This is a genomic window from Marinomonas hwangdonensis (genome assembly GCF_003721245.1).
In the GTDB taxonomy this organism is placed as follows: Bacteria; Pseudomonadota; Gammaproteobacteria; order Pseudomonadales; family Marinomonadaceae; genus Marinomonas; species Marinomonas hwangdonensis.
This window is the reverse complement of the sequence record NZ_RIZG01000002.1, coordinates 308559-333676: the sequence shown is the minus strand read 5'-3', so window position 1 is coordinate 333676 and position 25118 is coordinate 308559. Positions and strand designations below refer to the sequence as shown.

The window sequence follows — 25118 nt, the reverse complement described above, 5'->3', positions numbered from 1 at the left end:
GTGCTTTTAATAAACCTTTTGTGAGGTGATTTTTCATTTTGTCAATTATCGTGGTGTACTGTCGTCTTCAGATCGTATCGGCATACGCATCAAATAGGTACTGACGCATAGCCCAATGACCACAAGCCCAATGGTCGCCCAAAAGCGAGAAACAATCAAAATTGAGATGGCCATTCCGAGCCACATAAAAATGATAGCGCGATTTCTGGCACGTCGTGGAATACCATCTGCGGATTGCCAGTCGCGTACAATAGGGCCAAAGTATTTGTGTTCGATCAGCCAAGTATGGAATCGCTCAGAGGATTTGGAGAAGCACCAAGCGGCTAATAGCACCAAGGGAGTAGTCGGTAAAAGAGGTAGAAAAGCGCCAATAATGCCGGTAATTAGAGACAACCAGCCTAGTATTAACAGTAAAAGTCGCTTTCCTTGCATTGGCACACTCTCATAAGTTGTCGCTAGCGAAGAATCAATTGAAATCTATTAATAACGCAAAATGAGCCGAGAAACAGCTCATTTTAGTCATCAAATGCTACATGGCATCAAAAACGGATGCCATGCTGTCTTCTTCTTTGTTTGCCGCGAGAGGCCAGCCTCCTAAACGTCTCCAGCGATTCACCATATCGCAAAACAATTCAGCGGTTTTTTCTGTATCGTATTTGGCTGAATGCGCTTCAGAATTACTAAACGGGATAGATGCTGCTTCACAGGCCTTCGCAAGAACGGTTTGTCCATATACCAGACCCGCTAAGCTGGCGGTATCAAAACTGGAAAAAGGGTGAAACGGGTTGCGTTTAATCCCAGCTCGTTCAATAGCCGCATTTAAGAAGCCATGATCGAATGCCGCATTATGACCCACCAAAATAGCTCGCTTACACCCCACGGATTTCAATTCCTTTCTCACCTTAGAAAACATTTGAGCCAAGGCTTCGCTTTCAGCAATGTCTTGTCTACCCGGTGCAAATGGGTTGATTCCAGTAAACTCAAGCGCCGATTTTTCAAGGTTTGCCCCTTCAAACGGCTTAATTAAAAATGCCAGTGTTTCGTGTATATACAGCTCACCATTTTCATCCATTCGCAGGATGCTGGCGGCGACTTCTAACAATGCATCGGTTTTTTGATTAAAGCCTGCGGTTTCTACGTCGATAACAACGGGTAAGTAGCCGCGGAATCGATCTTTGATTTCATGGTTTGACAAAAGAAGGTCCTTAATTCTGCCGATTGATCAACAGTGATGGTATACAATAGGATCAGATGATAACACAATTGATAATGTCTGAACGAGATGTCTAAATGGGAAAGCCCCAACTACTTCTAATTCGTGCTGCACTCTTGCTAACGGCTTGTTCGCCTTTCATGCATGCAAACGCAATACTTCATTACCAATCCGGTATTACGGATTCTGAATGGCTGTTGTCTGGCGACATTTTTTCCTGCAGTTTAACGCACCCTGTTCCCCATTACGGTGAAGGTCATTTCATTAAAGAAGCGGGCGAGCCGATGAAGTTTATTTTGCAGCCGCAAAATGAAAAACTCGGTCCTGGGCAGGTTTATATCATCTCTCAAGCGCCAAGTTGGTCGCCGGGTGTAAAGCCTGAAACCTTGGAGATTTTGACTTACCCTGGATACGGTTTGACCGTTGAAGTTGGCGGGATGGTCGCAGAGCGCATGTTGTCAAGCCTTGATCGAGGACGTCATCCTATTGTAGCTGGCACCGCATGGGAAAACAGCCGTGAAACCGTCGAAGTGGGTTTGTCTAATATTAATTTTGCCCCTGCTTACAATGAGTTTCGCCGCTGTCTTTCAAGTTTATTGCCGGTAAATTACGATCAAATTGCCAGAACCGCAGCCTTATTTCCTACCAATGGGGTGGATTTAACAGATCGAATTAAATCTCGTTTGGATCTTGTTGCTTTGTATGTGTCCTCGGATCCCAGCGTTGGTTACATTTATATCGATGGACACACAGATATCATTGGCTCGCGTCGAGATAACCGCGAATTATCCAAACTGCGTGCTGAAAGAGTCACTACCTATCTACTACAAAAAGGGGTGCCTGCAGATAAGATTATTTCTCGCTATCACGGTGAGCGTTACCCCACTGTGAGTAATAATTCCGTGGCAGGTAGAGAGCGCAACCGTAGGGTGACCATTCGATTAGAACGATCAGAAGGTAACTAGGTGAGAGGGACGTAAACTGACCAAAGCACCTGAGAGTAATTTATGGTTTTTTGTGCTGTTTTCCGCTGAGTTATCAAGCAAAGATGGGCATTTTACTTGCTAAGCAAGAATCGAGATCTTACACTAATGGCCCCTTTTTAAATTTTTTGCGCCGCCATGTACTGGTTTGAAAGCACTGGTGAGGGAGCGCGAGCCCGTTGAGGAGAATAGATATAATGTCGGACGTGAAGAAGGTAGTGTTAGCCTATTCTGGTGGCCTGGATACTTCCGTAATCGCGAAGTGGCTTCAAGAAGAATACAACTGTGAAGTCGTCACTTTCACCGCAGACTTAGGTCAAGGTGAAGAAGTTGAACCCGCTCGTGCTAAAGCCAAAGCGTTAGGTATCAAGGAAATCTACATTGAAGATTTGCGTGAAGAGTTTGTCCGCGACTTCGTTTTCCCTATGTTCCGCGCCAATACTATTTATGAAGGCGAGTACTTGCTAGGTACGTCGATTGCACGTCCTTTGATCGCGAAACGTTTGATCGAGATTGCTAACGAAACGGGTGCTGATGCGATTTCCCATGGCGCGACCGGTAAAGGTAACGACCAAGTTCGTTTTGAATTGGGCGCTTATGCGTTGAAACCAGGCGTGAAAGTGATTGCCCCTTGGCGTGAATGGGACCTAACGTCCCGCGAAACGCTAATGGCCTACTGTGAAAAACACCAAATCCCGGTAGACTTTTCAACCAAGAAGAAAAAGTCTCCCTATTCAATGGACGCTAACTTATTGCACATCTCTTTCGAAGGTGACCAGTTAGAAAATCCATGGACAGAGCCAGAAGATGACATGTGGCGTTGGTCTGTGTCTCCTGAAGACGCGCCAAATGAAGCAACTTACATCGAAATTGGCTACGAAAAAGGCGACCCAGTGTCTATTAATGGCGAAGCCATGTCGCCTGCTACTATCTTGGAAACCTTGAACAAGATTGGTGGTGCTAACGGTATTGGTCGTGTCGACATCGTTGAAAACCGTTTTGTAGGCATGAAAGCACGTGGTTGTTATGAAACACCTGGCGGCACCATCATGATGCGAGCGCACCGTGCTATCGAGTCTATTACCCTAGACCGTGAAGCCATGCATTTGAAAGATGAAATGATGCCTCGCTACGCTAAGTTGATTTACAACGGCTTCTGGTGGTCAGAAGAGCGCCGTATGATGCAGGCGCTTATCGACACATCACAAAAATACGTGAGCGGTACTGTACGTTTGAAACTGTACAAAGGCAACGTGACAGTGGTCGGACGTCAGTCTGAAAACAGCTTGTTCGATAGCTCTATTGCGACATTCGAAGACGATGCTGGTGCTTACGATCAAAAAGACGCGGCTGGTTTTATCAAGCTGAACGCGCTTCGTATGCGTATTGCGGCGCAAAAAGGCCGTGGTTTTCTAGACAACAACAAGTAATGGCTTGTTGATCTAGAAAAATAGCATTATAGAAAAATAAGCTTTCAAAAAACGCTCCGTTCTTGCAGAATTGGAGCGTTTTTTATTTTTGTACACTTGGTCAGTATTTTTAAGCCAACCTTTGCTGAAGGTGCTGATCCTGAAGGAAGAAAATTATGACAATTTATAATGTGGGCTCCATCAACCTTGACCATTTGTATCAGTTGGCACATTTTGTTCGACCTGGTGAGACCATGTCATCAGACAGTTACCAATGTTTGCTGGGTGGCAAAGGCGCAAATCAATCTGTCGCGCTGGCTAAAGCCGGTGCCGATGTTAAGCATGTGGGGGCGATTCATCATTCAGACCAAGCGATTTTGGATCAATTGGAAGCACTGGGTGTGGACACAGGCTTAATTTCCCGTACAGAAGTACCGACGGGTCATGCGATTATTCAGCTGACCAGAGCGGCTGAAAATTCGATTATCTTGTACCAAGGGGCTAATCACGCGTTAACCGAAGAGCAAGTTGATCAAGCTTTGTCGCAAGCCAATGCTGGGGATTGGGTGTTATTGCAAAATGAAACCAACCTAATTGAATACACCATGCGTAAAGCGCAACAAAACAAGTTGAAAGTCGCGTTTAATCCTGCGCCAATGGACGCGGAATTAACCAAAAAAGTGCTCGGTTTTGTGGACTTATTGATCGTCAATGAAGTGGAAGCCATGGATCTTATCGGTACCACAGACATCGACAGTACCACAGCTGCATTGCCTAACGCCTATCCTGGGCTTGCCGTGCTGATGACACTGGGTAAAGAGGGGGTTCGTTATTTTGACGGCGATCTACGCCCCGGCACAGAGAGTTTATTCGTTAAAGCCTTCTCTGTTGAAGCGGTGGATACCACAGCAGCAGGGGATACCTTTATTGGTTTTTGTCTCTCTTCACTCATGAAGGGGGAGGACATGGTTCAGGCTATTACCCGTGCTTGTGCGGCATCGGCTATTTGTGTTACTCGATTGGGGGCGGCATCGGCCATTCCAACACAACAAGAAGTCAGCGAATTTCTTGCAAAACATGCATAGAAACCTTTGTGAAGGTTTCCTAAGTCACAAAAGGAAAAATGATATGGCTCGTAAAATTATTATTGATACGGATCCTGGCATAGACGATGCTATGGCGATCTTTTTTGCCTTTCAAGCACCGCAGCTTGAGGTATTAGGTTTAACTACGACCTTTGGTAATGTCAGCGTAGATTTGGCCACACAGAACGCCATTACTCTGACTGAAATTGCTAAAGTTAATGTGCCTGTAGCCAAAGGGGTTGCGGTGCCGAGCAAGATAGCGCCGCGTCCACATCCAGATTTTGTCCACGGCAAAGACGGTTTTGGCAACATTGATTGGCCAGCACCACAAGGTAAAGCGATCGACAAAAGTGCAGCGCAGTTTATCGTCGACACTGTGCGTGAATTTCCCGGTGAAGTGACTATTATTGCGCTGGGGCCACTAGGGAACTTGGCAAAAGCCCTTGAGCTTGATCCAGAAGTGGCCAGCCTAGTAGACGAAGTGGTTTTGATGGGTGGCACAGCGATTGAATACGGTAACGTGTCCCCTGTCGCAGAAGCCAATATCATGAACGATCCACACGCAGCGGACATTGTCTTCACTGCACCTTGGCAAGTGACCATGATAGGTTTGGACGTAACCCATCAGGTGTTGTTGGACAATACTGTGTTGGAACGTATTAAAAAAGCCAATCCAGTTGAGGGCAGTTTCTTATACGATTGCGCTCAGCACTACATTCATTTCTACAGCAGCCGTTTCGATATGGATGGCTGTTATTTCCATGATGCATCCACCATTGCCTATGTGATGGATCCTAGTATTTTTGGTGTAGAGCTTGGCGCTGTGCGTGTTGCCTGTGAAGGCATTGGTATCGGTCAAACGATTTTTGCGCCACAAGGCATGACTTTTCCCGAGCCGCATTGGAACGATGTGCCCATGACACAAGTTTGTATGGAAGTGGACAGCGAAAAATTATTAGCCTTGTTTGAGACAACTCTGTCTTAAATCGTTAGAATGGCGTAATCAAACTTGAAGGCATGGCAAGTAACGTCCATGCCTTTTTTATTTATAAAGAGAAACCTATGAAAATATTAGTCAGAAACCTTGCTCGCCATACCACGGAAGACAAATTGAGAAGCTTGTTTGCCGTACACGGAACATTACAGTCTTGTACTATCGTAATGGACAAAGAAACCGGCGAATCAAAAGGTTTTGCCTTTGTTGAAATGCCCAAAGTTGGCGAAGCCAAAGCGGCTATGAAAACCCTGAATGGGTCTGAAGTAGACGGAATGAAAATTCGCGTTAAGAAAGCTGAAGAAGCCGCAGCAAAAGCAGACTCTGGTTCTGCCGTTGACACCGACAGCGAATAACAGCGCTCTGCCGCATCCCTAGCGAGCACTTAGAAGCTAGGAATGGGCTTCAGCAAAGGCCTTAATTAAGTTACGGTCTTTGTCCGAAATAGAGTGGTAGGTGAGCTTAATATAATGGTTGTTATGTTCATTAAAAATATCAGATTGCGGGTCGCACAATACTTTTATCGTGGCTGGTACACCATCGTGCATGGCTTTTAATTCTAACTTTACCAGTTTAGAGCCTTGTATGCCGTTAGGCGCTTCCACTTCAATCATTTGCGTTGATATGTGGGTGCAATGAATGGGCATAGACACACCATTCGTCAAATACAAGGTGCCTGTCCAAAAACAACGGACGTAGGGAGAATGTGAAATAGACACGTTAATTACCCTTAGAATGAAAAATTCAGATAGTGAATAACACGTTTGCTACTTCATTATAGTGCAATTGAGTAGGTAAGGGATAGCGAGAAGCCGGTGACCTAAATCAAGATGTTGCTGTGATCTCAGCAACACCTTGATGGCACTTGTAGATTTAGCCTTGTTGCCTAATAGTGTCTCCTAATGCGTTAATTAAGCTGTCTATCTCGGCGTGTTCTGTCGTAAACGGCGGTGCCAACTGAATGGTATCTGCGCCGTAGCGAACGTAATATCCCTTTTCCCACATGGCCATGGCAATTTGGAACGGCCGTTTTGCTGGTTCGCCATCAATCGGGGCTATGGTGATGCCCGCCGCGAAACCGTAATTGCGAATATCCGTAATGATTGGACTGGCGTCTTTTAGTTGATGCACGCTGTTTTCCCACGCTGAGCTCATATGGCTGACGCGCTCAATCAAACCTTGCTTTTTGATTTCATCCAGAGACGCCAGTGCGGCCGCACAGGCAATCGGATGCGCAGAATAGGTATAACCATGTGGCACCTCTAACATATAGTCAGGGCCGCCATTGTCCATAAATGTCTCGTAGATTTCCTGTTTAAAGGCCACCGCCCCCATTGGAATCACCCCGTTGGTAACCTGCTTTGCCATGGTAATCACGTCAGGCGTTACGCCAAAGGCTTCTGCCCCGGTTTTGGCGCCCATACGGCCAAACGCGGTAATCACTTCATCAAAGATGAGTAAGATATTGTGTTGATCACAAATCTCACGCAAACGCTTCAAATACCCTTTAGGTGGCACTATCACCCCCGCTGAGCCTGACATGGGCTCCACAATGACAGCCGCAATATTGGAGGCATCGTGCATCATAATCAGATTCAGTAGATCTTCAGCGCGTTCTTTACCGTGTTCTGCCATACCCTTAGAAAACTCACTTCCTGGCACTTGGGTGTGAGGTAAGTGGTAAGACTCTAAGCCTTGGCCATAAAGTGTGCGGTTGGCGGGAATCCCCCCCACGCTGAAACCGGAAATCCCTGCGCCATGATAGCCTTTAGCGCGACCAATAAACTTAGTCTTGGTGCCCATGCCTTTTTTTCGCCAATAAGCGCGAGCAATTTTTAACGCCGTATCAACCGACTCTGAGCCTGAACCCGTGAAGAAAATACGATTTAAACCTGCAGGCATAAATTCGGTAATTTGCTCTGCCAACAAGAAGGATTTCTCATGACCAAACTGAAAAGCAGGCGAATAGTCCAGCGTTTTAACTTGCTGCGCTACCGCTTCGTTAATGGCGGGAACACTGTGACCCAAACCGCACGTCCACAGGCCAGACAAACCATCAAAAATCTTCCGGCCGTCAGAGTCCGTGTAATAATGACCCGCCGCCGACGTAATGATACGAGGGTCCTGCTTAAACTGGCGATTGCCCGTATACGCCATCCAGTGAGCATCAAGTTGGGCTTGGGTTAAATGGTGACTCATGGCATCCTCTCTACAAAATGAAATTCAATAGAGCAAGCATGCCGAGTGGTAAAGGTTTAATAAATTCGAGGTTCTTTAAACTTAGTTTAGTGATTGGTTAACTATTTTAGATCAGTCTGAGGTTTTGTCTTTGAATTCACATAAATCTTCAATAATGCAGGCGTTGCACTTGGGTTTACGAGCAACACAGATATAGCGGCCATGAAGTATCATCCAGTGATGGGCGTCTAGCAGAAACTCTTTTGGGACGAATTTAAGCAGTTTCATTTCCACTTCTAAGACGTTTTTTCCAGGGGCGACCTTGGTGCGGTTACTGAAACGAAAAATGTGGGTGTCGACGGCCATGGCGACTTGACGAAAAGCGGTGTTCAGTACCACATTGGCGGTTTTTCGACCAACACCCGGAAGGGCTTCGAGTTCTTCACGAGTCTCAGGGACAATGCTGTTGTGTTTTTCGATGAGGATTTGGCAGGTTTTTATCGCATTTTCGGCTTTCGCGTTAAACAAGCCAATGGTTTTGATGTAACTTTTTAAACCATCGACCCCCAGTGCCAGCATTTTTTCCGGTGTGTTTGCCACAGGAAATAACTTGCGCGTGGCTTTGTTCACACTCACGTCCGTGGCTTGAGCGGAAAATAAGACGGCAATCAAAAGTTCAAAGGGCGAGCTGTATTCCAATTCTGTGACGGGATGTGGGTTTTCAGCACGTAGGCGGGAAAAAATCTCGTAGCGTTTGTCTTTGTTCACGTTTGACTGCCTTTATGCCTGTTAACATTCTCTCCCCCTTAGCAGGGGGAGGAGCTTATAACTTGTAGCGTTAACTAACTTGCCCAGTAACACGAACCCGTTTTGACGCACTTGGGCCGTCTTGGATTTTTTGCTTAGCGACGCGTTTTTTCTCAGCTTCATCGAAGTAGTTTTTACCCGCAATCAAGAGCCCCAGGCCAATAAAGGCCCCAGGCGGCAATACAGCAAATAACACGTTGGGGTAATTGTCAAACACCACCCATTTCCAGTTAACCGCCATGTCACCGAACAACAATTGCATATCCGTAAAGAGCGTGCCTTGGCCGACCAGTTCACGCATGGCACCGAGTGCCACCAAAATCACCATGAATCCCAACCCCATCATAAAGGCATCAACCGCAGAAGGCAGCACAGGGTTACGGCTGGCAAACGCATCCGCACGACCTAAGATCGCGCAGTTGGTTACGATCAACGGAATAAAGATTCCCAGAATCTGATACAGCTCATAGGTGAAAGCCTGCATTACGAGCTCGATACAGGTGGTAAATGAGGCGATAATCATCACAAAAGCGGGTAAACGGACCGCATCGGCCACGTAATTGCGGATCAAAGAGACCGCAATGTTAGAGCCCATCAACACCACCATGGTCGCTAAGCCGAGCCCTAGCGCATTCACCACAGTGCTGGTGACCGCGAGTAGTGGGCATAAGCCAAGTAGCTGAACAAGGGCAGGGTTATTTTTCCACAGGCCGTTATAAATAATATCTGTGTATTGCGCGCTTGGCGTATTGTCTTTTGTGGCGTCGATGACGTCTGTGTCTGTATTGGTATTCATTGACGAGTCCTAATAGGCTAACAGCGTGTCTTTGTGTTGTTCAAAATACAGTAAGGTATTTTTTACGGCATTAACGACCGCGCGAGGTGTGATGGTGGCTCCCGTAAATTGATCAAACTCTCCACCATCCTTCTTTACGCCCCAGCCTTTAATGTCCGGATTTGACAGAGAGGTATTGGCAAAGCTTAAAATCCAATCGCCTTTTTTCAGATCAACCTTATCACCTAGCCCTGGTGTTTCTTTGTGGCTAATCACTCGGCTACCCGTGACCACACCGTTTTTATCAATGGCAACCAGCATATCCAAATTACCGTTATAGCCACGTGGTGCTATGGTCTCAAAAATAATTCCTGTGACTTCTCCGTTTTTGCGTGCGATATGTATCTTAATATCGTCGTTGCTGCCCAGTAGGGGATCGGCCGCGAGCATAGCGGAGTCACTGGTTAAGTCATTGTCGTATAAATCGGCCGGTAAGATTTCGTTAAATGCCGCAATTTGTGCCGCCAAGATATTTTCTTGAATTTTATTCCCTGTTAATTGCTGAGTGACTGCAATCAGCCCGGCAGTAAGTACCGCAAAAAGCGCCAAGCCAACACTGTTTCGACGAATAGAGGCGAGCAATTCCATCAGTTATCCTCCCCTATTTTTAAGCCTGTTTTAGCTTTTTGGTGGCCGTAGGTTCTAGGTTGTGAGTAGTAATCAATCAAGGGGGCGGCAAAATTCATTAATAAAACCGCAAACGCCACACCGTCAGGGTAACCGCCCCACGCTCTGATAATGTAAATCAAGATACCAATACCGGCCCCGTAAATCAGCTTGCCACGGTTACTGGTACAAGACGACACAGGATCGGTTGCGATGAAGAAAGCACCAAACATAGCGGCACCTGTAGTCAGGTGAAAGAATGGGCTGGCCGCGTTGGCTGAGTCTACGCCATAAAAGAAACCAGACATCACCAGTAATGCGCCTAACAAGGCGACCGGAGTGTGCCAAGTGATGATGCGCAACCAAAGTAAACCTAAGCCACCCACGAGATAGGCTAAGTTTACCCACAGCCAACTGTTTAGATTAGCGGCGTGCAAAGCGGGAACCGTGTTAAATGCTTCCTCTGCGGTTAAGAGATCTTTAGTTTTAAAGCCGTCCAACGGGGTGGCCATCGTATAAGCATCGATTAAGGCGTGGCTTTCGACGACCGGTAAAAATTGAAAAATAGCCTGTAGGCTTTGAGTAAACGTCAAGGTGTCTTGTGCAGACACCAGAGACTGAACCCCTAACCATTGGCTCATAGGAACAGGGAAGGACACCAGAACGATGGCATAACCGACCATGGCAGGGTTAAAGGGATTATTGCCCAGCCCGCCATAAATTTGCTTAGCAAAAATGATCGCAAAAGCGACCGCCGTGACAGTGACCCACCAAGGAACGATCGGAGGTAATGCCACGCCGAGCAATACCGCGGTGAGGAGGGCGCTATAATCTTTTAGAAAAAATGCCACCGCTCGGCGACGTAAAGACAATATAGCCGCTTCACACAATAACGCCGTGATGCAGGCAATCATTACATTGATTAACGTGCCCCAACCAAATAACCAAGTCTGTACCACTATGCCAGGAATGGTCGCTAAAATGACCATCTGCATCACCCAAGCTGTGCGGCGTCCTGCACGTTGTGTGTGGGGGGAGGTGATCCTCAATAATGCCATTTAACGATTCTCTTGCGTGTTGGTTTGCGAATGAATAAGCGTTGCTAACAAAGCTTCGGCTCTCTGTAAACGTTGTTCTGTTGCGGCAATGTCTTGATTAATCTTGTCCGCGTCTTCTGGCGCGCTTTCTAAACGCTTATTCAGTTTGTTTATTTGCGCTTTAGCCAAAGCCACAGCGATTTTTTCCTTTTTGATCTGATTGGCTAAATCCATTTCTGGCTCCGCTTTGGCTTGGCTTTTGGCAACCGTATCCGTAGTGTCTTCTGCTTCTAGAACGGCCAATTTTTCTTGTGCTTCTATCAGTTTTTTAGGCCATTCGGATGCTTCTATTTCGCTTTCATTTTTGCCTTGTTCTTTCAAAAGCTGGATGTTTTTCTCGGCTTTTTTCACTCCAGCTTTGGCGATGGCAAGGTCAATCTTACGTTTCTTAGTCATATCAGCATCAACACTACTTGGCGCCGCCTGGGCTGTTGTTTCTGTCTTTGGTATCGTGGTTGCTGGATTGACTAAGGCGTTTTCCAGTTCGTCTGCTCGCTGTTGCGCTTCTTTTAGCTGTTGGCGAATCGCCTCGATCTCAGGTGCTTGAATCTCTTCTGCTTTCTTCAAGGCTTTTTCGACCTTTTTCACCGCCGCTTTGGCAATGGCAAGGTCTATCTTTGCTTTTTTAATGTCGTCATTCACGGGCGCAGGAGCAGGCTTAGGCACCTTTGCTTCAGCCGCAGTTGGCGCCGCTTCAGCTGTTTTGGCGAGCTGCTCTTCAAGTAAGGCGACGGCTTTTTCTTGTTCAGTCACTTGCAGCTGTAGATTGCTGATTTCCTCAAGATGCTCGTTTTCTTGCGCTTCAAGCAGCTGTTTTTGTAGCTTTTTTAATTTGGATTTACCAATGGCAAGATCCACTTTGAGTTTTTTCGATTCATCAGTCGCTGCTGGTGCAGCGGCAACCGTTGGAGCGGCTTTAGCCGGTGCCGCTTTTTTCTTTTCCGCGGCTTTGCTTGGCGTCGCTTTTTGGCGAGCAAGGCGCTTGGCTTCTTTTTCAGCGGCTTCGGCATCTTGTCGGGCTTTACGCGCTTCAAAGCGTTGCTTAGCCAAATCAGATTTCACGGTCGCTTCACGGGCTTCGCGGATGCTGCTCTTGGAATGACGGTAATACTGCACTAAGGGAATACTACTTGGGCACACATAAGAACAGGCGCCACATTCGATGCAGTCAAACAGATTATGGTGTTCGGCTTTTTCGAACTCCTGGCTTTTACTGAACCACAACAATTGTTGTGGTAATAAGCTCGCAGGACAGGCTTGTTCGCACATGCCACAGCGAATGCAGGCTTGCTCAGGTGCCGGTGGCGGAAGTTCTTTTTTGCTGGCGGCCAAGATACAATTACTGGTTTTGACAATAGGAACCGCAGCGGAATTTAAAGTGAAACCCATCATGGGGCCGCCCATGATTAAGCGGCTGAGTTTTTTGGGTTCAGAATCTGCGTACTCCAACAAATGCGAAACCGGTGTGCCAAGTAACACTTCGACGTTCTGAGGGGCTTTTAAGGCATCGCCTGTTAATGTGGTAAAACGCGAAATTAAGGGTTTACCAAAAGTAATGGCGTCGTAAACCGCCACACAGGTGCCGACGTTATGGCATAAAATACCAATGTCTGCTGGGTGCTGACCGCTTGGAACTTCTTTGCCTGTGAGCAGTTGAATAAGTTGTTTTTCACCGCCAGAGGGGTATTTGGTTGGCACTACAGCCACTTGAACTTTACTGTCACGTTGCTTGATCATTGATGTTAAGGCATCAATTGCAGCTGGCTTGTTATCTTCTATGCCAATAACGACTTTATCTGCTTCAACAAGATGTTGAAGTATTTCAATGCCCAAAATTAATTCTAGGGCTTTTTCTCGCATCAGCATGTCATCAGCGGTGATGTAGGGTTCGCATTCGGCCGCGTTAATAATGAAATGAGACAAGGGCTTTTTATGGGCTCCCTGTAGCTTAACTTGCGTGGGAAAGCCCGCACCGCCCATGCCGACAATGCCCATTTCAGACAAATACGCTAATACATCCGTTTTGCTGAGTGTTTGCCAGTCGTTTAATGGCTCAAGTGTCGTCCACGTATCCTGTCCATCGGGGGCTAATATAATACAGAGATCACTCAACCCTGAAGGATGGGCAATAAGGCGTTCTTCAATAGCCGAAATGGTGCCAGAGGTAGAAGCGTGTAAAAAACTGCTCAAAAAACCATTGTTAATGGCGATGGTTTCACCTTTCAATACTTTGTCGCCTACTTTGACTAAAGGGCGAGAGCTTTGGCCTATGTGTTGCCCAAGCGGTAAAATAAGCTCACTAGGCAGGCTGGGTCGACCCAAAGGTAAGCGCAATGACTGTGCTTTGTTTTCTTCTGGATGGATACCACCATGGAAAGAATAAATCTTGGTTGCTTGCATTAGTGTGCAACCTCCGTTTGACGGTCTGTGGCAATAATATTTAAAGAGGTAGCGGCAATACCTTGAGGTTTGTCCCAAGACCAAGTTTTCGCTGTCACACCGATTTCCACCATATCAATACAATCTACAGGACAAGGATCAACACAAAGGTCACACCCAGTGCACTCGTCGGCAATGACGGTATGCATTTGTTTGGCGGCACCTAAAATCGCATCAACAGGGCACGCTTGGATACATTTAGTACAACCTATGCACTCGTCTTCACGAATGACCGCAACGCGTTTTGCCGTTTCAGTGCCGTGATCGCCATCTAAAGGAATGGCTTCGACATCGAGCAAGTCAGCTAATGCTTGAATCGTGGCTTGTCCACCTGGTGGGCAGTGGTTAATGGCTTCACCGTTCGCAATGGCTTCTGCGTAAGGGCGACAGCCTGGGTGACCACATTGACCGCATTGGGTTTGTGGCAACAGCGCATCGATTTGATCGACAATCGGGTCACCTTCCACACGGAAGCGTACATTGGCGTAACCCAAAAGCGCACCAAACACGAGTGATAAGGCGACTAAGATGCCAATGGCAAGTAACACCGTGAACATATTGCCTCCTAAATTTGCACTAGGGCAGTGAAGCCCATAAAGGCGAGAGCCATTAGACCTGCGGTGATCATGCCAATAGCCGACCCTTTAAATACAACGGGGACGTCAGCCACGTTAATGCGCTCGCGCATGGCTGAAAACAGCACCAGAACAAAAGAAAAACCGACGGCCGCACCAAAGCCATAAAGAATGGATTCAACAAAACCGTTTTGTTTGCTGATGTTTTGCAGTGCTACGCCCAATACTGCACAGTTTGTTGTGATCAGTGGTAAAAATATCCCCAACACTCGGTACAGCAGCGGACTGGTTTTACGCACCACCATTTCAGTAAACTGGACCACAACGGCGATCACCAAAATGAAAGAAATAGTTTGCAAGTACTCCAGCCCAAAAGGCTGCAATATGAAGTTATAAGTGAGATAACTGCACAGGCTAGATAGGGTCAAAACAAAGGTCGTGGCCATGGCCATACCAATAGAGGTTTCTAGCTTTCCAGACACGCCCATAAAAGGGCAAAGGCCTAAAAACTGTACCAAAACGAAGTTATTCACCAAGATGGTACTGACCAGTATCAAGAGATATTCAGTCATTCTATGTCCAAAAAATAAGTGTAAAAAGCGCTCCCTCGCCATATTGGAATGAAGGGCTTCTTGGATTAAACAGGTTGTTTTGCAATCATTTGCTCAGAAGTATCTTTGTGCGTAACTATACCAATCTGCTTATAACTAACAAGACTAAAGATTGTGTATATTTAGTCTTATTTAGTATATAGATAATAGGTTATTCTTATATAGACTTGGATTATGTATTTGCAAAATTACCAATGCTTAACTTATCAATAATATCATTCGTGACGAGGCTGGTTACTGTCAGTAAAGGCAGTAACCAGTCGTTGTCGTAGAAGATATTGGTCAAGTTTCACGTTTGTAGCGCGGTTTTAGATTACCCGTTGCCCAGGTTTCGCCCCTGCATGAGGTTCTAGTAGGTAAATTTCTTCACCACCAGGGCCAGCCGCTAGTACCATGCCTTCTGACATACCAAACTTCATTTTGCGTGGTGCAAGGTTAGCAACCATCACCGTGTGTTTGCCTTCTAAGTCTTCTGGCTTATAAGCGGACTTAATACCAGAGAACACAGTACGAGTTTCGCCGCCGATATCTAAGGTCAATTTTAATAGCTTATTGGCTTTTTCAACGTGCTCGGCTTTGACGATCAAGGCGATACGCAAATCTACTTTCGCGAAGTCATCAAAATTGATTTCCGCTTCGATTGGCTCTTTGCTTAGTTCGGTTTCTGCTTGAGTCGGTTGCGCCGCTTCTTTAGCAGCTGCTTCCGCTGCGGCTTCTATTTTGCCTTCTTCGATAATGGCATCAATTTGCGTTTGCTCGATACGACCCATCAGCGGTTTGAAGGTATTCACCGTGCCACCAAACAGCAATTCGCTGCGGTTGTCCCAAGTTAGCTCTTTGCCAAGGAAAGCTTCAGCGTCGGCCACCATATTTGGCATAACTGGCTTCAAGTATGTCGCCAAAATAGCGAACATGTTTAAGGCTACAGTACAAACGTCTTGGACTTTCGATAACGTCGCTTCGTCTTTTGCCAACACCCAAGGTGCTTGCACGGCAATGTATTCGTTTGCCACATCAGCAAGACGCATCACTTCGCGAATCGCTTTACCGTATTCACGGCTTTCAAAGTGCTCAGCAATCACTTCACCGGCATCGATGAAAGATTGAATCATTTCCGCTTCGCTCACTTCGCTGGCTAATTGACCGTCGAATTTCTTGCTGATGAAGCTCGCTGTGCGGCTAGCAATGTTAACCACTTTACCAACCACGTCAGAGTTTACGCGCTGCAAGAAATCACCTAGATTAAGGTCGATATCGTCAACACGAGAGTTCAGTTTTGCAGCGTAGTAGTAACGCAAGTATTGTGGGTCCAAATGCTTCAAGTATGTACGGGCTTTAATAAAGGTACCGCGTGATTTAGACATTTTTTCACCATCAACCGTAACGTAACCGTGTGCGTTGACCGCTGTCGGTGTGCGGTAGCCAGCACAGTCCAGCATCGCAGGCCAGAACAAAGCGTGGAAATTGATAATGTCTTTACCGATGAAATGGTATAGCTCAGCATCAGAATCTTTACCCCAGTAATCGTCAAACTCTAAACCTTCCGTACGATCACACAGGTTTTTAAAGCTCGCCATGTAACCAATTGGTGCGTCTAGCCAAACGTAAAAATATTTGCCTGGTGCATCTGGAATTTCAAAACCGAAGTAAGGCGCATCGCGGCTGATGTCCCATTCTTTAAGGCCAGAATCCAACCATTCAGATAGTTTGTTAGCCACTTGGTCTTGCAAAGTTCCGCTGCGCGTCCATTTTGCTAGGAAGTCTTGGAAGTCTGGCAATTTGAAGAAATAATGCTCAGAGTCTTTTTCAATTGGTGTCGCACCAGAGTAAACAGAGCGAGGATTGATCATTTCCATTGGCGTGTAAGTCGCAGAACAGACTTCACAGTTGTCGCCGTATTGGTCTTCTGCTTTACACTTAGGGCAGGTTCCCTTGATGAAACGATCCGCAAGGAACATTTCTTTCTCTGGGTCATAGGCTTGCACGATAGAGCGAACAGCGATTTTGCCATTGTCACGAAGGGCCGTGTAAATGCTGTTTGAGAATTCACGGTTTTCGTCAGAATGCGTAGAGTAGTAGTTGTCGTAACCAATCAGGAAGTCATTAAAGTCAGCCATGTGTTCTTGGCGAACACCCTCGATCAACTCTTCTGAGGTGATGCCATTTTGCGCGGCTTTGATCATAATCGCCGTGCCGTGTGCGTCATCTGCACATACCGCTGTACAAAGATGGCCGCGCATTTTTTGAAAACGCACCCAGATGTCGGTTTGGATGTGTTCCAGCATATGCCCTAAATGGATAGAGCCATTAGCATAAGGAAGGGCGCTGGTGACTAAAATTTTGCGTTGCGTTTGTGCCATTTTTGATAAGCCTGCTGGATTAAAAAAGGTCGGGTATTCTAGCAATAAATAGGCGCCGATGACGAATAATTAACGGGCTATAAATGCGGATACAATAAAGAAAGCGCCATTATAAGACCCCGTTTGTGCCGTGCAAGTCCTAGACTTGCTTTTCGAGCGTTTGCCCCCACACTAAGGGCATAAAACAAATGTACTGAATACCCCCTTACACTTTGCCCTCATTTAGGAGCGTTACATGCTAAGCGATGTCCAATTACAGGCGACATTAGAAACCCTTATCGATGACAATACCGACCAAGCATTTGGCCCTGTCTGGCAAGTTGTTGCCGATGACAATCGTGTCCACGTCACCTTGACCCTAGGTTATCCAGCTCAGCAACAACAAACGTTACTAGAAACCAAAATAAAAGCGCTTATGGCAGATGAGCGCAGCTTGGTCTTAGACATTGAATGCCAAGTAACAAGTCACGCCACGCAGGGCAACATTGCTGGGCTAAAAGGCGTGAAAAATATCATCGCCGTGGCGTCTGGTAAAGGTGGCGTAGGCAAATCCACCACCACGGTAAACTTAGCGTTAGCCATGGCGAAAGAGGGCGCGCGCGTTGGCATTTTGGATGCCGACATCTACGGCCCAAGCCAAGGTATGTTGCTCGGCTTCGCCGAAGGCACTCGTCCTCAAGTACGTGAAGACAAATTCTTTGTGCCACCAAGTGCGTTTGGCGTGCAAGTCATGTCTATGGCGTTTTTGACTACCAAAGACACGCCTGTCGCTTGGCGTGGCCCAATGGTGACTGGCGCCTTGATGCAGATCTTGACGCAAACCGATTGGAACGATCTCGATTACTTATTCATCGACATGCCGCCGGGCACTGGCGACATTCAACTTACCCTAGCGCAAAAAGTGCCAGTGGCAGGTTCCGTCATAGTGACCACGCCGCAAGACATCGCCTTACTGGATGCTCGTCGCGGAATCGAAATGTTCAACAAGGTGAAAATCCCTGTATTGGGTGTGGTTGAAAACATGTCGACGCACATTTGCTCCAACTGCGGTCACCACGAAGCCATCTTTGGCGACGAAGGCGGCGCGAGCCTAGCGAAAGAATATAACGTCAATGTATTGGGCAAACTGCCATTAAGCCTAGCGATCCGTGAACAGAGCGATGCTGGCAGACCAATCGTGGTAAATGCACCAGAAAGTGATACTGCAGGCATTTATCAGTCGATTGCACGCAAGCTTGGTGCTACCCTTGCATCCCAACAAGGCTCTGAACAAGGTGAGCAATTTGCCATGCCGACCATCAGCATGAGCGACGACTAAAAAACACCGGCATCAGAGCGATTAAATAGAAAATTGAGGAAAAGTAATGCGTTTGTGTGACCGAGATATCATTAAAGCCCTAGACGAAGGTTCTATCGTTATCGAACCTCGCCCCGACAACAGCGTCATCAGCGGCGTATCTGTTGATTTGCGATTGGGCAATTCGTTTCGCGTCTTTCAAGGTCATCCAGCGCCTTACCTTGATCTAAGTAGCTCTAAAGCCGACTTAAGTAAAGTCATCGAATCCGTCATGAGCGAAGAAATCATCGTCGAAGACGGCAAACCCTTCTTCATTCATCCGGGTGAATTAGTACTTGGCGTGACCAAAGAATCTGTCACTCTTCCTGACAACCTAGTCGGCTGGCTCGATGGGCGTTCTTCCTTAGCACGTCTTGGCTTAATGGTTCACGTAACTGCACACCGCATCGACCCAGGTTGGAGCGGCGGCATAGTGTTAGAATTCCTTAACGGTGGCAAACTGCCCATCGCCCTAAGCCCAGGTATGACCATCGGCGCCATCAACTTCGAAACCATGTCGGGCTCGGCGGATCGTCCTTATAACAAACGGGATAACGCTAAGTATAAAGACCAAACCTCCGCGGTTGGCAGCCGGATCTCCGGCGAGAATTAGTTTTTAATTGCAAATTGGTTCTTCTTACGTTCAATAGGAAAGAGGCCTCGGCCTCTTTTTTTGTGTCTAATTTGCCTCTCTCACTTCAAGTGGAAGACAGGCTGTTCTTTATTCCTTCCCTTTGGAAGATAAAAGAAGAAGGGACTAATCCCACGGCCAGCGGGTCGGAATAAAGCTCAGGAATAAAAAGTGTTTGACTGGAACCCAATTTGCTCACTTCCCCACCAATGGTTATTATCCACCCCATCCAAAATCACGAAGTGTCCCAAATCTATGCGTTTGTTAAAGTCGTCTACTCACCCAAGCATCGAATCCCTAGATCAATCTTCCTTTTTACGTCTTGCTGCCCGTGGGATTATTTTGAAAGGTGAAGATATTTTGATGTTGTATACCCAGCGTTACGACGATTACACCTTGCCGGGTGGTGGCATTGATGAAGGGGAAAATCAGGTGGAAGGTTTGATCCGTGAGTTGACGGAGGAGACGGGGGCGCGGAATATTCGTAATGTCGAGGCGTTCGGTTTGTATGAGGAGTTTCGACCTTGGAACAGAGATGGTTTCGAGGTCATGCAGATGAAGTCTTACTGTTATACCTGCGAAATTAATGATCAGTTAGGCGAGACGAGTTTAGAAGATTATGAAGTTAGAAACGGTATGAAGCCGGTGTGGATTAATGTTCACGATGCGATTAAGCATAATCTAAATACTATTAAAAATAGCGATAAAAAAGGTATGTCGATTGAGCGAGAAACCTTTTTATTATGCATGATTCGAGATGAGCTTCTGGTAATGTCGGACTGATTGCCGTTGTGGCTAAGATGTTTGTTTACTTCGGAGTTGGGTGTGTTTATGAAAAAGTTTCTATACTTGTTGGTGTTTATTTTATTACAGGGGTGCTCAAGTATTATGCCGAATTTAGGTGTTTCTAATGGGAAGTTAGCGGCTTGTCCTAGCTCGCCAAATTGCGTGAGCAGTCAGGCACCGGTCAGTGATAAGTATTACATTGAGCCTATTGTGTTGAAAGGTTCCAATGTGTTTGCCCATGATAAAGTGTTGGCGGTACTGGAGTCTTCGAAACGCACTAAGGTTGTGGTGAATGAAGAGAATTATATCCACGCTGAATTTACGTCTTTGGTGTTTCGTTTTGTGGACGATGTGGAGTTTTTGTTTTCGCAAGAGCGAGATGGAGAAGTGAGCATCGACATTCGTTCTGCCTCTCGTGTTGGGCATTCCGACTTTGGCGTGAATCGAAAACGTATGGCAGACATTCGCGGCAAACTTAATAAGTAGTCTTGTTGGTTATTGATTTGAAGACGCTCTATATTTTATAGAGCGTCTTTTTGATTGGGTTGCTTGGTTTTTACGGTTACTGAGTTTGTGCATGTTTGACTTCGTATTCGATGTTTTGTCGTAAATCGGTTGGCAAGTGCAATGCATCTCCTAGTCGGTCTAGGTAGCGGCGTTCTTCGTCAGTATCGATATCAACTGCGAGTAAGGACACGAGATAGATTTCTGTGGCCTGTTCTTCATTCTCAGATAGACGTGCGATGGAGATTGGGTCACTGGTTGCTTGCAATTGTTCCACTAGGAACTGTTGTTCTTCAGTACCAATGCCAAGGTCTTTGATTTGCTGTTCGATTCGAGTACGTTCGGCCGCATCAATATGACCATCCGCCTTGGCTGCACTGATCATGGCTCGGATCAGAATAAGGCGCATATCTTCACCTTGTGCGGTTGTTTTTTCCTCGGCTAAGTCGAAAATGCTCCCTGTTGGGACGGGCGGTAGGACGTTTGAACGATCTGCATGAATGCCCTGATTTGGTATTCCTGTGCCGTTTTGTGCTGAGGTTTGATTATCTTTATGGGCACGCCAGGCTTTGTAAGCGATTCCGCCTACTGCGGCCATTCCACCATATTTAATAGCTTTACCCCCCATTTTTCGGGCTTTTTTGTTAGTTAATAACATAGCAGCTAATCCGCCAGCGGCAGCACCACCTAATAGTCCACCGGGCATGAAGCCTGATTTGGCCGTGTTGACGGCTTTATCAATTCCTGTGCCAGCACTGCCCATAATACTGTTCAGTAGTGAGTTAATATTCACAATCCGGAACCTCTCATTAATGTGTCAATTAATCATTAAGACCCAAGAAACACTGTAGAGTTCACTAAGCTTAAGTGTCAGTTATGACGTTGGACCAATTAAGTAAAAATAACTGGATTATGATCTGCGCAAAAAAATGCTGGTTACCACTTTTTATAGTGCTGCGCTCTGATGTGGATCGCTTTTGCAGTGTTTAATGCTGACTTTTCGCATTTTTTGCAATTTTTTGATCATTAAGAAAGAAAAAAGATTCCAATCTAGGCCTTCAGACATTAAGGTATTAAGTTAGGGTCTATTGAGGCTCGATAATTCAAATACCAATCCCCCCAAAAAGGATAGAACAATGTCAAATACCTTAGTTGTTGGTCTTGATGGCAGCCCAGCCGGAGAAAGAGCGCTTGCTTATACTAAGCGCTTAGCTGGTTTAATTGGCGATTGTAAAATCGAAGTTGTTTTTGTGATTGAGTGGTCTCCTTACTCATTCCAAACTCCAGAAGAAAACGCAAGCAGACAGAAGGCCCGTAGTGCTGCTATTAAAGCGGCTAACGAGCGTATTATTGATCCTGCTATCAATGCATTGACCAGTGAAGGTTTTCAAGCGGAAGGTCGAGTATTACACGGTAAAGTGGCTCATCTTTTAAATTCCGTTGCGCTGGAAACAAATGCAGAGCAAATCATTGTGGCGCGCTCTACAGAAAGCGGCTTAAGTGCTCGTGTTTTTGGCAGTGTGACAGCGAATCTGGTTATGTCCTCTACTGTTCCTGTGACGGTCGTTAATTAAGGAGAAATTTCATGAATCGACTACGATATTGGGCAGCGATGCCAGCAATGCTGCTGATGTTATTACAGACAAGTTTGGCTCATGCTGAGAGCCTAGATCAAAAGGTTAATGCGATTTTTGCTTCTTCTACAGGCTGGTTCGTTAACCTTATTTTCGCCCCTTTGCCAGGGACTAGTTTTCCTTGGATTGTTCTTTGGTTAGTAGTGGGTGCGAGTGTTTTTACTTTGTATTTTGGTTTTGTTCAGTTCCGTGCGGTGAGACATTCGATTTCTTTGGTTAAGGGTGATTACTCTGATCCGAAAGATGCGGGTGAAGTTAGTCACTTTCAGGCGTTAACAACCGCGCTATCTGGTACCGTCGGTCTGGGTAATATTGCCGGTGTTGCTGTTGCTGTGGGTATTGGTGGTGCAGGCGCGACTTTTTGGATGATCCTTGCGGGTTTGCTGGGTATGGCGTCTAAATTCACCGAATGTACACTAGGTGTTAAATACCGTAACGAATACAAAGATGGTACGGTCTCTGGTGGCCCTATGTATTACATTTCCAAAGGTTTTGCTGAACGTGGCTTGCCAGGCGGAAAGTTTCTAGCGGCTCTTTTTGCAGTGTTTTGTATTTTGGGTGCATTTGGTGGCGGTAACATGTTCCAGTCTAACCAAGCACACGCGCAAATCAGTAGCGTTATGGGAAGTTACCCTGGTTGGATAACAGGAGTTATTTTCGCACTGATCGTATTCATGGTGATCGTTGGTGGTATCAAATCCATTGCGCGAGTGACTGAAAAGGTAGTGCCTTTAATGGCGTTCCTTTACGTTGGTGCGGCGCTGGTGATTTTGATAATAAATGCCGATAAAATTTTCTGGGCATTTGGGCAAATTTTTGAAGGTGCTTTTACAGGTCTTGGTGTCGCTGGCGGTTTAGTTGGTGCCTTGATTCAAGGTTTCAAACGCGCCGCTTTTTCTAACGAAGCGGGTGTGGGTTCTGCGGCCATTGCTCACTCAGCGGTAAAAACCAATGAGCCTGTTACAGAAGGTTTGGTGTCTTTGCTTGAGCCCTTTATTGATACAGTTGTTATCTGTACGATGACAGCGCTTGTTATCATTATCACTGGCCAGTTATTGGTTGATGCGAACACGGGTCTTTATGTTATTGAAGCGGGACGTATCGTAACAGCAGACGGCAGTTCTGGCGTAGCATTAACATCAGCAGCTTTTGGCTCAGCGATTAGTTGGTTCCCGTACCTGTTGGTAGTTGCGGTTATTTTGTTTGCTTTCTCAACGATGATCAGTTGGTCTTACTATGGTTTAAAAGCGTGGACTTACTTATTTGGTGAAGGAAAAAATGCCGAATTAGCGTTTAAGCTTTTGTTTTGTGGATTTGTTGTGGTTGGTGCCGCTGCAGATTTAGGTCCTGTTATCGACTTCTCTGACGCGGCAATTTTTGCCATGGCGGTTGTGAACATTACTGGTCTGTACTTCCTAATGCCAATTGTAAAACGTGAAATGAATTCTTACTTTAAGCGCTTAAAAAGCGGTGAGATTAAGAAGTTTAAATAATCGTTGTTAAGCGATGGTGGCCCTTAGATTTTCTGAGGGCCACTTTTTTTGTTATCCTATTATGTCTTTTTTATTTTCCTACAAAAGTCTTATTTTCTTTGTTCACGAAACCTTCTTTTTCCTTATCTTCTAATGCTCCTTAGTAAATTTTCGAACTCTTGAGTTATCTTTAATTTTCATATCTCATCTTCGTTGCTCAAACTCTTTGGTTTAAGTATATGCGACCATTAACGTGATGCTTATGTCTGTTTCTTGTTTCCAGTTCAGTGGTTCGTGGATCGGTTTGCAGAAGGGAATTGGTGAACAAGTTGTGGGTCCATTTTGATCGTCTTCACCTAATACACAGGCGTTTTGAGTTGATTCCGTGAGAGGCAAATAAACTTGTGGAGTGGACTGCACTGCATGGCGTCTATTGGTGAAAGAAGTTGTTTTATTAAGAAGGGAGTTGGCTGTGCGTATTTTGTTATGAGGAGGGTGCCGCCTACTGATGATATTCAGTAAGCGGCAGTATGTCTAAATAAGGATTGGAAGCCTTACTTTTGAGCTGCAGTTAGTGTTTTGCCTTTTGATTCCCAGAATTCGATAGCGCCTGGGTGTACTTTGTTAACAATACCATTTAAAGCGCTGTCTACAGTCATAGCACGAGCAGCACTAGATACAGATCTCATGAAAGTTAGGCCAGCGTCAGAGTAAACTTCGCCTATCATTTGTGAAATCATTTCTGTTTTCATGTGACGGCCAGTAACCCAAAGTGCTGAATCTTGTACCGTTACTACGTCGTAATCAACATTCGGATAAGTTCCCGCTGGAATGGTGACTTGTGCGTAGTATGGGTGATCGGTAAATAAAGTACCTTTTTTTGCCGCTTCGTATACTTGTAGAAGTCTTACTTTGTTGCTGGTTGCAGCTTGAATAACCGAGGCATTTGGGAATCCAGCAAAGACCCACAAAGCGTCAATCTGACGGTCACCTAAAGCAGATGCGCCTTGGTTATAACCGATGTATTGTGGTTTGATTTGATCCCAAAGTCCTACGCCTTCAAAAAAGCGTTGAGCAGAGGCGGCCGCGCCAGAGCCAGCAGGCCCTACAGCAATATTTTTACCAGCTAGTTGGCTAACATCAGTTATTCCACCACCATCAAGCACAATTAGATGTGCTGGTGCACCATATAGATAAGAGATTGGTTGAACGTTGCGGTAACGACGAGTGTCATTCGTAAGCTTGCCTTCAGAACCTAAGAAAAGGTCGCCTGAGTAGACAATACCGAAGTCGGCATCACGAGAATTTACGCGACGAAGGTTTTCAACTGACCCAGCAGAAGCCATGTTTGATACATCTACGCCTTCTATTGAGCGTGACAACAAAGTTGAGATGCCGTTAGAGAAAAACTGAAATGTCCCGCCATCTGGCCCACCAGAAAAAGCAAGGCGCTCTACTGATGCGCTAGCAACGGATGAAAAAGTAAGAGTCATTGCTGCTACTGTTGCGGCAGCGAATGTGGCTGTTTTTTTCAAGTTTAATGTTATTGACATTGATATTTCC

The 25118-nt window shown here is 46.0% G+C and carries 25 protein-coding genes; 11 read left to right on the top strand and 14 right to left on the bottom strand.

The genetic code is table 11. The annotated features are described in order from the left end of the window. Window positions 1–45 precede the first annotated feature (45 nt). Both EBI00_RS04515 and rnt read right to left on the bottom strand, forming a co-directional pair. Window positions 46–432, bottom strand: coding sequence for a YbaN family protein (locus EBI00_RS04515; RefSeq protein ID WP_123094723.1), 387 nt, complete (start codon window positions 430–432; stop codon window positions 46–48). A 97-nt stretch (window positions 433–529) separates the two neighbouring features. Continuing rightward, window positions 530–1195 carry a ribonuclease T gene (rnt, locus tag EBI00_RS04510; RefSeq protein WP_123094722.1) on the bottom strand — a complete coding sequence of 222 codons (666 nt, stop codon included), beginning with the start codon at window positions 1193–1195 and terminating at the stop codon, window positions 530–532. A gap of 95 nt (window positions 1196–1290) precedes the next feature. On the opposite strand from rnt, the gene EBI00_RS04505 reads away from it, so the two are divergent. The 5 genes from EBI00_RS04505 to EBI00_RS04485 all read left to right on the top strand — a co-directional run bounded on the left by EBI00_RS04505 (window position 1291) and on the right by EBI00_RS04485 (window position 6040). After that, window positions 1291–2178, top strand: a complete 888-nt coding sequence (locus EBI00_RS04505; protein WP_123094721.1) for a flagellar protein MotY — start codon at window positions 1291–1293, stop codon at window positions 2176–2178. 215 nt (window positions 2179–2393) lie between these two features. Continuing rightward, on the top strand, window positions 2394–3626 hold the full coding sequence (locus EBI00_RS04500) for an argininosuccinate synthase (protein WP_123094720.1): 1233 nt from the start codon (window positions 2394–2396) through the stop codon (window positions 3624–3626). 155 nt (window positions 3627–3781) lie between these two features. After that, a complete protein-coding gene (locus EBI00_RS04495; RefSeq protein ID WP_123094719.1) occupies window positions 3782–4690 on the top strand; it encodes a ribokinase in 909 nt (302 codons plus the stop codon). A 43-nt stretch (window positions 4691–4733) separates the two neighbouring features. Beyond that, a complete protein-coding gene (locus EBI00_RS04490; RefSeq protein ID WP_123094718.1) occupies window positions 4734–5675 on the top strand; it encodes a nucleoside hydrolase in 942 nt (313 codons plus the stop codon). 77 nt (window positions 5676–5752) lie between these two features. Next, a complete protein-coding gene (locus EBI00_RS04485; RefSeq protein WP_123094717.1) occupies window positions 5753–6040 on the top strand; it encodes an RNA recognition motif domain-containing protein in 288 nt (95 codons plus the stop codon). Between the two features lie 36 nt (window positions 6041–6076). Here the strand turns inward: EBI00_RS04485 and EBI00_RS04480 are convergent, their stop codons facing one another. From EBI00_RS04480 to metG, 10 genes are all read right to left on the bottom strand, one after another. Beyond that, window positions 6077–6403: a hypothetical protein gene (locus tag EBI00_RS04480; protein ID WP_123094716.1), complete on the bottom strand. Its 327-nt coding sequence runs from the start codon at window positions 6401–6403 to the stop codon at window positions 6077–6079. 154 nt (window positions 6404–6557) lie between these two features. After that, window positions 6558–7883, bottom strand: coding sequence for an omega-aminotransferase AptA (aptA, locus tag EBI00_RS04475; RefSeq protein WP_123094715.1), 1326 nt, complete (start codon window positions 7881–7883; stop codon window positions 6558–6560). 111 nt (window positions 7884–7994) lie between these two features. Next, window positions 7995–8630: an endonuclease III gene (gene nth, locus EBI00_RS04470; protein WP_123094714.1), complete on the bottom strand. Its 636-nt coding sequence runs from the start codon at window positions 8628–8630 to the stop codon at window positions 7995–7997. A gap of 70 nt (window positions 8631–8700) precedes the next feature. Then, window positions 8701–9465 carry an electron transport complex subunit E gene (locus EBI00_RS04465; RefSeq protein WP_123094713.1) on the bottom strand — a complete coding sequence of 255 codons (765 nt, stop codon included), beginning with the start codon at window positions 9463–9465 and terminating at the stop codon, window positions 8701–8703. 9 nt (window positions 9466–9474) lie between these two features. Beyond that, a complete protein-coding gene (gene rsxG, locus EBI00_RS04460) occupies window positions 9475–10092 on the bottom strand; it encodes an electron transport complex subunit RsxG (protein WP_123094712.1) in 618 nt (205 codons plus the stop codon). Then, entirely contained in the window at window positions 10092–11168 is a 1077-nt protein-coding gene (rsxD, locus tag EBI00_RS04455; protein ID WP_123094711.1) for an electron transport complex subunit RsxD, read from the bottom strand. Before rsxD ends, rsxG begins: the two co-directional genes overlap by 1 nt. Further along, window positions 11169–13607, bottom strand: a complete 2439-nt coding sequence (gene rsxC / locus EBI00_RS04450) for an electron transport complex subunit RsxC (protein ID WP_123094710.1) — start codon at window positions 13605–13607, stop codon at window positions 11169–11171. It abuts the gene before it with no gap. Continuing rightward, window positions 13607–14203, bottom strand: coding sequence for an electron transport complex subunit RsxB (gene rsxB, locus EBI00_RS04445; RefSeq protein ID WP_123094709.1), 597 nt, complete (start codon window positions 14201–14203; stop codon window positions 13607–13609). Before rsxB ends, rsxC begins: the two co-directional genes overlap by 1 nt. An 8-nt stretch (window positions 14204–14211) precedes the next feature. Next, window positions 14212–14793, bottom strand: coding sequence for an electron transport complex subunit RsxA (gene rsxA / locus EBI00_RS04440; protein ID WP_123094708.1), 582 nt, complete (start codon window positions 14791–14793; stop codon window positions 14212–14214). A gap of 347 nt (window positions 14794–15140) precedes the next feature. Further along, a complete protein-coding gene (metG, locus tag EBI00_RS04435) occupies window positions 15141–17192 on the bottom strand; it encodes a methionine--tRNA ligase (RefSeq protein WP_123094707.1) in 2052 nt (683 codons plus the stop codon). 235 nt (window positions 17193–17427) lie between these two features. Here metG and apbC point away from each other — a divergent pair, with 235 nt between their 5' ends. The 4 genes from apbC (at window position 17428) to EBI00_RS04415 (ending at window position 20431) form a co-directional block, all read left to right on the top strand. After that, entirely contained in the window at window positions 17428–18510 is a 1083-nt protein-coding gene (gene apbC / locus EBI00_RS04430; RefSeq protein WP_123094706.1) for an iron-sulfur cluster carrier protein ApbC, read from the top strand. A 46-nt stretch (window positions 18511–18556) separates the two neighbouring features. Further along, window positions 18557–19141 carry a dCTP deaminase gene (dcd, locus tag EBI00_RS04425; RefSeq protein WP_123094705.1) on the top strand — a complete coding sequence of 195 codons (585 nt, stop codon included), beginning with the start codon at window positions 18557–18559 and terminating at the stop codon, window positions 19139–19141. A 273-nt stretch (window positions 19142–19414) separates the two neighbouring features. Next, window positions 19415–19942 (top strand): NUDIX hydrolase, encoded by a 528-nt coding sequence (locus EBI00_RS04420; protein ID WP_123094704.1) that lies wholly within the window; start codon window positions 19415–19417, stop codon window positions 19940–19942. Between the two features lie 48 nt (window positions 19943–19990). Further along, complete coding sequence (locus EBI00_RS04415; protein ID WP_123094703.1) at window positions 19991–20431, top strand: DUF1499 domain-containing protein; 441 nt, start codon at window positions 19991–19993, stop codon at window positions 20429–20431. Window positions 20432–20507: 76 nt separating this feature from the next. Here EBI00_RS04415 and EBI00_RS04410 read toward each other — a convergent pair whose 3' ends face one another. Beyond that, entirely contained in the window at window positions 20508–21242 is a 735-nt protein-coding gene (locus EBI00_RS04410; RefSeq protein WP_123094702.1) for a tellurite resistance TerB family protein, read from the bottom strand. A 343-nt stretch (window positions 21243–21585) separates the two neighbouring features. On the opposite strand from EBI00_RS04410, the gene EBI00_RS04405 reads away from it, so the two are divergent. Together EBI00_RS04405 and EBI00_RS04400 are read left to right on the top strand one after the other, a co-directional pair. After that, window positions 21586–22023 (top strand): universal stress protein, encoded by a 438-nt coding sequence (locus tag EBI00_RS04405; RefSeq protein ID WP_123094701.1) that lies wholly within the window; start codon window positions 21586–21588, stop codon window positions 22021–22023. An 11-nt stretch (window positions 22024–22034) separates the two neighbouring features. Next, window positions 22035–23576 carry an alanine/glycine:cation symporter family protein gene (locus tag EBI00_RS04400; RefSeq protein ID WP_241556947.1) on the top strand — a complete coding sequence of 514 codons (1542 nt, stop codon included), beginning with the start codon at window positions 22035–22037 and terminating at the stop codon, window positions 23574–23576. A gap of 533 nt (window positions 23577–24109) precedes the next feature. On the opposite strand, the gene EBI00_RS04395 is transcribed toward EBI00_RS04400, so the two are convergent. Further along, entirely contained in the window at window positions 24110–25108 is a 999-nt protein-coding gene (locus EBI00_RS04395; protein WP_123094700.1) for a TAXI family TRAP transporter solute-binding subunit, read from the bottom strand. Between the last annotated feature and the right edge of the window lie 10 nt (window positions 25109–25118).

Excerpts from the sequence above, each read along its gene's own strand:
- metG (WP_123094707.1), bottom strand. The coding sequence starts at position 17,192 with ATGGCACAAACGCAACGCAAAATTTTAGTCACCAGCGCCCTTCCTTAT.
- rsxB (WP_123094709.1), bottom strand. The coding sequence starts at position 14,203 with ATGTTCACGGTGTTACTTGCCATTGGCATCTTAGTCGCCTTATCACTC.
- EBI00_RS04495 (WP_123094719.1), top strand. The coding sequence starts at position 3,782 with ATGACAATTTATAATGTGGGCTCCATCAACCTTGACCATTTGTATCAG.
- dcd (WP_123094705.1), top strand. The coding sequence starts at position 18,557 with ATGCGTTTGTGTGACCGAGATATCATTAAAGCCCTAGACGAAGGTTCT.
- rsxD (WP_123094711.1), bottom strand. The coding sequence starts at position 11,168 with ATGGCATTATTGAGGATCACCTCCCCCCACACACAACGTGCAGGACGC.
- rsxA (WP_123094708.1), bottom strand. The coding sequence starts at position 14,793 with ATGACTGAATATCTCTTGATACTGGTCAGTACCATCTTGGTGAATAAC.
- EBI00_RS04395 (WP_123094700.1), bottom strand. The coding sequence starts at position 25,108 with ATGTCAATAACATTAAACTTGAAAAAAACAGCCACATTCGCTGCCGCA.
- apbC (WP_123094706.1), top strand. The coding sequence starts at position 17,428 with ATGCTAAGCGATGTCCAATTACAGGCGACATTAGAAACCCTTATCGAT.
- EBI00_RS04490 (WP_123094718.1), top strand. The coding sequence starts at position 4,734 with ATGGCTCGTAAAATTATTATTGATACGGATCCTGGCATAGACGATGCT.
- EBI00_RS04485 (WP_123094717.1), top strand. The coding sequence starts at position 5,753 with ATGAAAATATTAGTCAGAAACCTTGCTCGCCATACCACGGAAGACAAA.
- EBI00_RS04405 (WP_123094701.1), top strand. The coding sequence starts at position 21,586 with ATGTCAAATACCTTAGTTGTTGGTCTTGATGGCAGCCCAGCCGGAGAA.
- EBI00_RS04465 (WP_123094713.1), bottom strand. The coding sequence starts at position 9,465 with ATGAATACCAATACAGACACAGACGTCATCGACGCCACAAAAGACAAT.
- EBI00_RS04415 (WP_123094703.1), top strand. The coding sequence starts at position 19,991 with ATGAAAAAGTTTCTATACTTGTTGGTGTTTATTTTATTACAGGGGTGC.
- EBI00_RS04400 (WP_241556947.1), top strand. The coding sequence starts at position 22,035 with ATGAATCGACTACGATATTGGGCAGCGATGCCAGCAATGCTGCTGATG.
- rsxG (WP_123094712.1), bottom strand. The coding sequence starts at position 10,092 with ATGGAATTGCTCGCCTCTATTCGTCGAAACAGTGTTGGCTTGGCGCTT.
- EBI00_RS04505 (WP_123094721.1), top strand. The coding sequence starts at position 1,291 with ATGGGAAAGCCCCAACTACTTCTAATTCGTGCTGCACTCTTGCTAACG.
- EBI00_RS04420 (WP_123094704.1), top strand. The coding sequence starts at position 19,415 with ATGCGTTTGTTAAAGTCGTCTACTCACCCAAGCATCGAATCCCTAGAT.
- aptA (WP_123094715.1), bottom strand. The coding sequence starts at position 7,883 with ATGAGTCACCATTTAACCCAAGCCCAACTTGATGCTCACTGGATGGCG.
- EBI00_RS04500 (WP_123094720.1), top strand. The coding sequence starts at position 2,394 with ATGTCGGACGTGAAGAAGGTAGTGTTAGCCTATTCTGGTGGCCTGGAT.
- EBI00_RS04515 (WP_123094723.1), bottom strand. The coding sequence starts at position 432 with ATGCAAGGAAAGCGACTTTTACTGTTAATACTAGGCTGGTTGTCTCTA.
- rsxC (WP_123094710.1), bottom strand. The coding sequence starts at position 13,607 with ATGCAAGCAACCAAGATTTATTCTTTCCATGGTGGTATCCATCCAGAA.